The sequence below is a fragment of the Nitrosovibrio tenuis genome (genome assembly GCF_900109785.1).
Lineage (GTDB): Bacteria > Pseudomonadota > Gammaproteobacteria > Burkholderiales > Nitrosomonadaceae > Nitrosospira > Nitrosospira tenuis_A.
In genome coordinates this window covers 35,914-44,945 of sequence record NZ_FOBH01000016.1, presented here as the reverse complement: position 1 = coordinate 44,945, position 9,032 = coordinate 35,914, and the positions used below count along the sequence as shown (strand labels likewise).

Here is a 9,032-nt window from a genome sequence, read left to right as displayed (position 1 = left end):
ATACAATACACTGTTGCACATCTATTACGGGCACGTTACATACCCACAACCCTGTAAAGACTATCCGCGAAGATCCCCCAAGTCAAGCGGTTTGCGCAGGAGGGAATTGCGAAGCAAGTAGCCAACGCCATGATCACGGCATTGCTCCAGAGGGCTGCATTGCCGAAGTGGCTGGCTTTTGGCGCCAACGCGGGGATAAGTGCATCGGAAATATCGTTGGATAGTGGAGCCGCCTCCCGTCCTGCCAGTTCTTTTTCAAAGAGCCTCGCAAAGCCGGGATCGGGCCGCCGCAAGAACGCCCCTGATAATGCCATGAGCATTTTTAAACGCCAAGTTAAATGCCGAGGCTTGCTACCCGGACAACCTTGATAATCGCTTACAAGCGAGACAGAATGCCGTCCAGCTGCTCGAGGCTGTGGTAATGGATCACTATGCTTCCCTTCCCAGTTTTTCCTGGTTTTATAGCAACCTGCGCGCCGAGCCTGGCTGAGATATTTTCCTGCAAACGTAGCAGATCCCGGTCCTGTTTGGGATGCTTTCTCGACGCCGGGTGCTCGATCCGGTGCACCAGTCTTTCAGTCTCTCGCACTGACAGTTGTTTATGCGCCACCAGATGCGCGGTTTCTATCTGCTTGGCCACGGGAAGCGAAAGCAATGCACGGCTGTGACCCATGTCGATCTTTCCTTGCATCAGCAAGTCTTGTACCGGCGCGGGGAGGTTAAGCAACCGCAAAAGATTGGACACCGTACTCCGGGAGCTGCCCAAGACCTGGCTTGCCGCCTGATGAGTCATCCCGAATTCCTTGATAAGCCTCTGAATTCCCATCGCTTCCTCCAGGGGATTCAAATTCTCCCGCTGGATATTTTCGATCAATGACATTGCCAATGCGGCCTCATCCGGGACCTCGCGGATGAGCGCGGGCACTTCGGCGAGCCCCGCAAGTTGTGCTGCACGCCAGCGCCGCTCCCCGGCTATGATCTCATAACGTCCGGCTGGAACCGGGCGCACCAGGATTGGTTGCATTATCCCCTGCGATTTGATGGATTCGGCGAGCTCCGCCAGGGATTCCTTATCCATGTGAGTGCGTGGTTGATATTTGCCCGGTTGCAACAGCGGCACGGACAGATTCTGCAGTGATTCCCCGGCCTGCGCGCTCTCCTGGTTACCCGCCAGCAATGCATCAAGTCCTCTTCCCAATCCCTTCACTTTCATAATTCCTCTATTCTTTGAATACGCTAGCTTTTAGCCCGCGCTCAAAATCCTGTTGAGCCGCCGCCTCCATACCTGGGCCATGTCTGTTCAGCATTTCCCCGGCGAGAGCCAGATAAGCTTGTGTACCTTTCGATAGCTTGTCGTGATACAGCGCCGGCTGGCCGAAGCTTGGCGCTTCGGCCAGCCGCACATTGCGCGGAATCACGGTGCGGTAGACCTTGTCGCCAAAGTGCTGCTGCAGCTGGTCCGATACTTGTTGCGCCAATATGTTGCGCGGGTCAAACATCGTGCGCAGCAGCCCCTCGATCTCCAGCCCCGGATTAAGATGGGAGCGCACTTTTTTAATCGTATTGACCAGGTCGCTCAATCCCTCCAGGGCATAGTATTCGCATTGCATGGGAATCATCACCGCTTCGGCGGCGCACAACCCATTGAGCGTAAGCAGGTTAAGGGCGGGAGGACAATCGATAAGAATGAAATCGTATTCATTTTGAATCTCGCACAGCGCTTCTTTCAGACGTGTTTCCCGCTGGGGCAGGTCCACCATTTCGATTTCAGCACCCGCCAGATCCCGATTGGCAGGAATCAAGTCGTACCTGCCGCTGGTAGAGGTGACGCGCACATCCGCGATACTGCGACTGCCAAGTAGTACCTGATAGACTGTCTGTTGCAAATCACGCTTATCCACGCCGCTTCCCATGGTGGCATTTGCCTGCGGATCCAGATCGATCAATAACACCCGGCGCCGGGCGGCTGCCAGGCTTGCCGCTAAATTGATACTTGTGGTGGTTTTGCCAACCCCCCCTTTTTGGTTGGTTATTGCCAGAATTTTTACCACGACACTATCCTCATGCCGGCTCCGCCACGAAACGGTGATCGAATAATGGACAAGCCGTCCGCAGGCCCGCGCCTCCAAAACCCTTGCACGGCAAAAACCCCTTAAACATACCGCTTGATCATAATCAGGTGTCGCTCTGCTTCAAGGCTGGGTACCGCAATCGGCAATATTTTTTCAACGATGAATTGTGGCTTCAGCTCAGCCCTCAGCTGCGCCAATTCCTCATGAGGATATATGCCTTTCATTGCCGCTAGCCGGCCCCCGTCATCTCCGTGCTTGCATAAGTGCCCCGCAAGCTTGACGAAATCGGCCAAATCGGAAAAAGCGCGCGAAACCACAATATCGAATCCTTCCGCCGCGCTGAAATTTTCAACCCGCCCGGCCACCACCTCGACATTTTTCAGCTTCAGCTCAATCCGGGCCTGTTGCAAAAATATGGCTTTCTTATGATTGCTTTCAATCAGTGCCACGTGACAATCAGGCCGCGCCAAGGCCAGGGGAATTCCCGGCAAGCCCGCACCGCTGCCCACGTCGGCAATACGTTCTCCTGCAATATACGGCAGAATTGCCAGGCTATCGAGCACATGCCGAGCCAGCATCGCTTCCGGTTCCCGTACCGCAGTAAGATTGTGCACGTGGTTCCACTTTTGAATGAGCGCAAGATATTGCAGCAGGTGGGTTTGGGTTTGTTCCGAAATCGCAAATCCCAAGGCCGAGATGCCGTCATTAAGACGCGAGGCCAGGTTCATGCGATCTGCTTTTTTTCTGGCCGCGAGAATCCGCGCTTCACATGCACCAGCAACAGTGAGATGGCCGCTGGCGTTATACCCGAAATTCGCGCCGCCTGGCCTGCTGTTTCGGGTTTGAACTGGTTCAATTTCTGCTGCACTTCGCTGGAAAGGCCGCGCACAGTCCTGTAATCCAGATTCTGCGGTAACCGGATTTCCTCGTAACGGGCATTACGCGCGACTTCATCCCTCTGCCGCTCTATATAACCGTGGTATTTGGCCTGAATTTCAACCTGCTCCGCGACCAGCGGGTCGGTAACAGCTTCGCCCGCACCGGGCAGCGTCATCAGGCTCTTATAGAACACATCCGGACGCCGCAATAGCTCGTACAGCGAGTAATCACGCTCAATAATTTTACCCAGCACGCGTATAACATCCGCTTCGGATAGAGTATTTACCTTGGGACCCAGCCAGACGGCTTTTAATCTGTGTTCCTCACGAATGATGGCGTCCCGTTTGGCCTCAAACGCGGCCCAGCGTGCATCATCGACTACTCCAATGCTTCGTCCTGTTTCGGTCAGACGTAAATCAGCGTTATCCTCCCGCAGTTGCAAACGATACTCGGCCCGACTGGTAAACATGCGATAGGGTTCGCTCACCCCGCGAGTGATGAGATCATCCACGAGAACACCCAGGTAAGCCTCGTCCCGGCGGGGACACCACGGCTCCCGCTCCTGTGTCCTGAGCGCAGCATTGATGCCGGCAAGCAGTCCCTGCGCCGCGGCCTCTTCATAACCCGTCGTTCCATTGATCTGTCCAGCGAAAAACAATCCATCGATGGACTTGGTTTCCAGCGAACTTTTCAGTCCGCGCGGATCGAAATAGTCATATTCGATAGCATAGCCGGGCCGCGTGATATGCGCGTTTTCGAGTCCTTTGATGGACCGCACCAGTTCCACCTGCATGTCGAACGGCAGGCTGGTAGAGATCCCGTTCGGGTATACCTCGTGGGTGTCAAGTCCCTCCGGTTCAAGAAAAATCTGATGCGATTCCTTGGCCGAAAACCGAACCACCTTGTCTTCAATGGATGGACAATAACGCGGCCCTACGCCTTCGATGGCACCGGTGAATAGAGGCGAGCGATCCAGGCCGGCACGAATAATATCGTGAGTGCGGCTGTTGGTGTGCGTGATCCAGCACGGCAATTGACGCGGATGCCGGGCACTGCCTATAAAGGAAAAGACCGGGGCGGGATCATCGCCGGGTTGTTCGGTCGTCGCCAAATAATCAATGCTGCGGCCATCTAACCGCGGCGGAGTCCCCGTCTTCAACCGTCCCACGGGCATCTTCAGTTCGCGTAAACGCTGGGCGAGACTGGTGGAGGGAGGATCACCGGCCCGCCCGGCCTTGAAATTGGCTGATCCTACATGCGCCAAACCCCCGAGGAACGTTCCGGCGGTCAGAACCACCGCCCGCGCGGAAAATCTTATCCCCAACTGCGTCATCACGCCAGTTACGCGCCCGCCCTCAAGCGTGAGATCGTCCACCGCTTGCTGGAAGAGCCAAAGGTTAGGCTGATTCTCCAGGCGGCGCCGGATCGCCTGGCGATAGAGCACGCGATCCGCCTGAGCGCGAGTGGCGCGCACCGCGGGTCCTTTGCTTGAATTAAGGATTCGGAATTGTATCCCGGCCTCATCGGCGGCCGCTGCCATCGCTCCGCCGAGCGCATCCACCTCTTTTACCAGATGGCCCTTTCCAATTCCTCCTATCGAGGGATTACATGACATCTGCCCCAGTGTTTCGAGATTATGGGAGAGCAACAGCGTTTTTTGGCCCATGCGCGCAGCCGCAAGCGCAGCCTCGGTACCCGCGTGGCCGCCGCCAATCACAATCACATCGAAATTTTCAGCGAAATGCATTCGAACTTAAAGCGACCAAAGGGAAGGGGCGATCAAAGGGAAGGATTCTACGGCAAAAGGAATGATTATGGAACGCGCTTGTCAGCCCTGCTGAGTCTGTAAAAAAGCAGCACAACCATATTTCCTGAATGTTCCACGTGAAACACAAGGTCACCGATGGCACTTGCGACAGGGCATCGCAGCGCCGATCAAAAAGCCGGGCTGGAGCCTGGGAAACGAACACCGAATTACTTGCCGATACAGAAGCGGGAAAATATTTCGCCCAGCAAATCATCGGCGGTAAACTCGCCGGTAATGGATGATAGCCATCGCTGCGCAAGCCGCAGTTCTTCCGCGAGCACCTCCAATTGATCCCCATATTCTGCGAGACCAGCCGCCGATTTCAGATGTCCGCCTGCTTCTGCAAGCGCCACCAGATGACGACCGCGCGCCATGAACAGGCCCTCGCCCATGTGCGGGTTCCAGCCCGCCATCTCAAGAAGAATCCGGCGCAGCGACTCAACCCCGGCTCCCGTCTTGGCGGAGAGATAAATCTCCTGCCAGTTTCCCTGCTTCTGATAGCTTATGATGCGCGGGACTTCCTCCAGCAGATCGCTTTTGGTATACACATGAATTCGACGGACTCCGGCCGGCACGCTATCCAGTACCGCTTGATCTTCAGGCGTGATACCCTCCCGACTATCCATCAGCAACAGTACCAGGCCTGCCTTTTCGATGGCCGACCGCGTTCGGGCGATGCCGATTTTTTCGATGACATCGTCGGTTTCTCGCAACCCCGCCGTATCAAGCAGATGCAAGGGAACCCCTTCTATTTCGATCGAGCGCAGCACAGTGTCCCGGGTTGTGCCCGGTATCTCGGTCACAATGGCAGCCTCTTCGCCAGCCAACCGATTCAGGAGGCTGGATTTGCCCACGTTGGGCTTTCCGACCAGTACGACCCACAGACCCTCGCGCAGGAGACTGCCCTGACGGGCCGACGCGAATACCGTCTCAAGCTGGGCGTGGATGTCATTCAGCTTGCCGCTGACATCGGCGCGCCACACAATATCCAAATCCTCCTCCGGAAAATCGAGCGATGCTTCGACGAGCATCCTCAGGTCAGTAAGTGCTTGCACCAGCCCGTGTATAGCCGCAGAAAAAACACCTTGCAGCGAGCGCATGGCGCAACGCGCCGCTTCATCGGTACTGGCGTCGATAACATCCGCGACGGCTTCAGCCTGAGCCAGATCCATCTTGTTATTGAGAAAGGCGCGCAGGGTGAATTCGCCGGGTTGGGCCAGACGCGCGCCTGCCGAAACACAACTGGATAGCAGGAGACTCATCACTGCCGGGCCCCCGTGGCCCTGCAGCTCCAGCACATCTTCGCCCGTATAGGAATGAGGAGCGGGAAAGTAAAGCATAATTCCCTGGTCGATGAGCTGTCCGTTTTCATCAAAAAATTTGCTCAGGCTGGCATAACGTGGCTGCGGAACCTGGCCGGTGATTTTGAGCGCAAGAAATCCGAGGTCTTTCCCGGAAATCCGTACGATGCCGATAGCGCCTCGCCCCGGTGAGGTAGCGATGGCGGCAATGGTGTCTGCGTTTTCCATCAGGACAATTTTACACTAATGGTCAACTAAATCAGGGAGTAGGGGCGATAAACTGAAACGGGCTGCCGGATTTAGGTTCCGCCAGGCTGCGCCCGGTTGAATGAATGAGAAGCGCCTAAAATTCGCGTATCTTCCGAAGAGCCGATGGATTTGCTCAGCGTCTTCCGGAGCGTACCCGGGAGTTTCTCCTCCGCGCAGAGACAAACCGGACGGGCGGAAATGTCCGTGAAATGCTCGACAGGCTCATCTCTTCTTGCTTAACGGGGTCGCGCTGGCGGCGCCTTCGATCATGCGCGTGATCTGCCATTGTTGGGCGATGGACAGCACATTATTAACCAATGAATACAGTACCAGTCCAGCCGGGAAAAAGAAAAAGAAAATACTGAAGGCGAAGGGCATGATCTGCATCACTTTCTGCTGGATCGGGTCCGTGGCCGGAGGGCTCAACTTGGACTGTATGAACATGGAGATGCCCATGATGATCGGCAGGACGTAATACGGATCGGGCGAAGACAGATCCTCTATCCATAGCGCAAAAGGTGCGTTACGTAGTTCCACGCTGGCAAGCAGCACCCAGTAAAGCGAAATAAACACGGGTATCTGCACCAGTATGGGCAGACAACCGCCCATCGGATTGATTTTTTCCGTCTTGTAAAAGTCCATCATCGCCTTGTGCATACGTTCACGATCGTTTCCGTGCTGTTCTCGCAAACGCTGCAACTTAGGCGTTACCAACCGCAGTTTTGCCATTGACCGATACCCGGCCGCGGATAAGGGGAAAAACGCCAGCTTGACCGACATGGTCAAAAGAACGATTGCCACCCCCCAGTTTCCGGTCCAGGAATGAAATAGCGATAACAACCAGAAGAGCGGCGCACCGAGCACAGTCAGCCAGCCATAATCGACTGTAAGGTCCAACCCGGGAGCAATGGAGGAGAGCTTGCTCTGTTCCTCCGGGCCTGCATAAAGCGGCACGCTAACACTTGCGGTTTTTCCGGGCTCAACCGTGCCGACCGGGACTATTACCCCGGCTGTATACTGGTTTTCGCCCAGACGCTTGGCGTAATACTCGCGCGGCGATTTATCCTTGGGCAGCCACGCCGTAAGGAAATATTGCTGGAGCATTGCGATCCAGCCATTATCGGCGGTTTTGGGGTAGCTCGCATTACCCTTGTCCAGGGCTGAGAACTCGATTTTCTTGAATTTCTCCTGTTCCGTATAGATCGCCGCCCCGGTATAAGTCGGAATCATGAATACAGAGCCGACCGGTGGTTTGCTATCACGCAACATTTGAAAATAGGAGAATGGCTGGATCGGCGCAGCGCGGTGGTTGGCAATCTCGAAGCGTACGTCGACGAGATACTGGCCCCGATGGAAAGTATAAACTTTGGTCACCTGCACCCCATCCGATTCTGGCGCGACGAGCCTCACCTCGACTTTATCCTGGCCCGGAGCAAGACTATACGCGCTCGACTCCGCTTTATAATGCGTCTTGTGGGTGGGTAGACCTTCTCCTATCATGCCCGACTGGGCTACATAGACGTGGTCGTATTGGCTCTCTAAGAGCGCGAAAGGCTTGTTCCTGTCTTCCTTGTCCGGATGATTCAGTAACTCCAGACGGCGCAGGTCACCGCCAGCGGTATCGATTTCCGCCGACACCAAGTCGGTCTTGACGGTAATTTTTTCCCCTGACTCGAGTAGCCCGCCTGGTTTGGCCGGCGGGGCGTTCTCAGCGGAGGAAAGGTCCATGCCAGGCTGTGTCGAGGCGAGCTTTTCACCGGGCACAGGGGTTTCGTTCTGCCGTGCCGATGGCTGGGTTGCGGTCCCTTGGGCCGCAGGCGCGGGGGAAGGCGGGCGCTGTTCCTTCTGCCATGCCTCCCAGAGGAACAACATTGATGTGGAAAAAATAAGGAAAAGTACGAGTTTGGTATCCATCTTGCTTTGCATTTTATTTTTTACCGAGATGCACGAACGCTACCTATGGAACAGGGTCATGGCCGCCGCGACCCCAGGGATTGCACCGCAATATCCTCCATATGCTCAGGAATATTCCGCGTATCAGACCATGCCTAGCCAGCGCCTCGCACGCATAATGCGAACAGGAAGGGCTGAAGCGGCATGAGGGACCAAGAAAAGGACTCAGACAATATTGATATAGCTTGATGAGTCCGATGATTATCTGCGACATCGCTGCAATTGAATCATGAGCTTCTCTGCTTCCGCCACCATCCGGGACAAATCTATTTCGGCAACGCGGCAACGCAAGCGCACCACCAGATCCAGGCCAGCCAACTCTTGTTGCCGTGCGCGAAACAGTTCCCGCAGTAAACGTCTGACCCTGTTGCGCCTGACAGCAAGGCGCTCGATTTTACCCGCGACTATCAGTCCCAATCGAGATTGCATGAGCCCATTGGGTTTGGCGAAAATCTGAAGTCGTTCGCTGCTGGCGGAACATCTGAACCGAATGACCGAGGAGAATTCTTCCGCATTGTGCAATCTGTGTGTTTTCGGAAAGCGAATAGTAATCCCCGAACTAAATGTTTGTGGCGTGAAGCTATATTCCCAGGCGAACCCGTCCTTTGGCGCGGCGCGCCCGGATAACGGCCGCTCCACCTGCGGTCTTCATCCGAACCCTGAAACCATGGGTCCGCTTTCTCCGCGTTACGGAAGGTTGATAAGTGCGTTTCATTATGATTACCCCTGAGCCTGATAAATAAAAACTCAACATTACAACTCTTTACAGCG

The 9,032-nt window shown here is 55.3% G+C and carries 10 protein-coding genes; all 10 read right to left on the bottom strand.

From position 1 onward, the window contains the following. Positions 1-35 precede the first annotated feature (35 nt). Positions 36-314, bottom strand: coding sequence for a hypothetical protein (locus tag BMX00_RS13375; protein ID WP_143053114.1), 279 nt, complete (start codon positions 312-314; stop codon positions 36-38). 62 nt (positions 315-376) lie between these two features. Further along, positions 377-1,213 (bottom strand): ParB/RepB/Spo0J family partition protein, encoded by an 837-nt coding sequence (locus tag BMX00_RS13370; RefSeq protein ID WP_090829515.1) that lies wholly within the window; start codon positions 1,211-1,213, stop codon positions 377-379. Between the two features lie 7 nt (positions 1,214-1,220). After that, entirely contained in the window at positions 1,221-2,051 is an 831-nt protein-coding gene (locus tag BMX00_RS13365; RefSeq protein ID WP_245728085.1) for a ParA family protein, read from the bottom strand. A gap of 101 nt (positions 2,052-2,152) precedes the next feature. Next, the gene (rsmG, locus tag BMX00_RS13360) at positions 2,153-2,800 is read right to left on the bottom strand and encodes a 16S rRNA (guanine(527)-N(7))-methyltransferase RsmG (RefSeq protein ID WP_090829514.1); all 648 of its coding nucleotides are present in this window, start codon (positions 2,798-2,800) and stop codon (positions 2,153-2,155) included. After that, positions 2,797-4,698 (bottom strand): tRNA uridine-5-carboxymethylaminomethyl(34) synthesis enzyme MnmG, encoded by a 1,902-nt coding sequence (gene mnmG, locus BMX00_RS13355; protein WP_090829513.1) that lies wholly within the window; start codon positions 4,696-4,698, stop codon positions 2,797-2,799. The genes rsmG and mnmG overlap by 4 nt, the downstream gene beginning before the upstream one ends. A gap of 227 nt (positions 4,699-4,925) precedes the next feature. After that, positions 4,926-6,287: a tRNA uridine-5-carboxymethylaminomethyl(34) synthesis GTPase MnmE gene (mnmE, locus tag BMX00_RS13350; protein ID WP_090829512.1), complete on the bottom strand. Its 1,362-nt coding sequence runs from the start codon at positions 6,285-6,287 to the stop codon at positions 4,926-4,928. 243 nt (positions 6,288-6,530) lie between these two features. Further along, positions 6,531-8,222, bottom strand: a complete 1,692-nt coding sequence (yidC, locus tag BMX00_RS13345) for a membrane protein insertase YidC (protein WP_090829511.1) — start codon at positions 8,220-8,222, stop codon at positions 6,531-6,533. A 43-nt stretch (positions 8,223-8,265) separates the two neighbouring features. Next, positions 8,266-8,475, bottom strand: a complete 210-nt coding sequence (gene yidD, locus BMX00_RS13340) for a membrane protein insertion efficiency factor YidD (protein ID WP_090829510.1) — start codon at positions 8,473-8,475, stop codon at positions 8,266-8,268. Beyond that, positions 8,463-8,900, bottom strand: a complete 438-nt coding sequence (gene rnpA, locus BMX00_RS13335) for a ribonuclease P protein component (protein ID WP_245728083.1) — start codon at positions 8,898-8,900, stop codon at positions 8,463-8,465. Before rnpA ends, yidD begins: the two co-directional genes overlap by 13 nt. Beyond that, entirely contained in the window at positions 8,842-8,976 is a 135-nt protein-coding gene (rpmH, locus tag BMX00_RS13330) for a 50S ribosomal protein L34 (protein WP_090829509.1), read from the bottom strand. Before rpmH ends, rnpA begins: the two co-directional genes overlap by 59 nt. Positions 8,977-9,032: the final 56 nt, after the last annotated feature.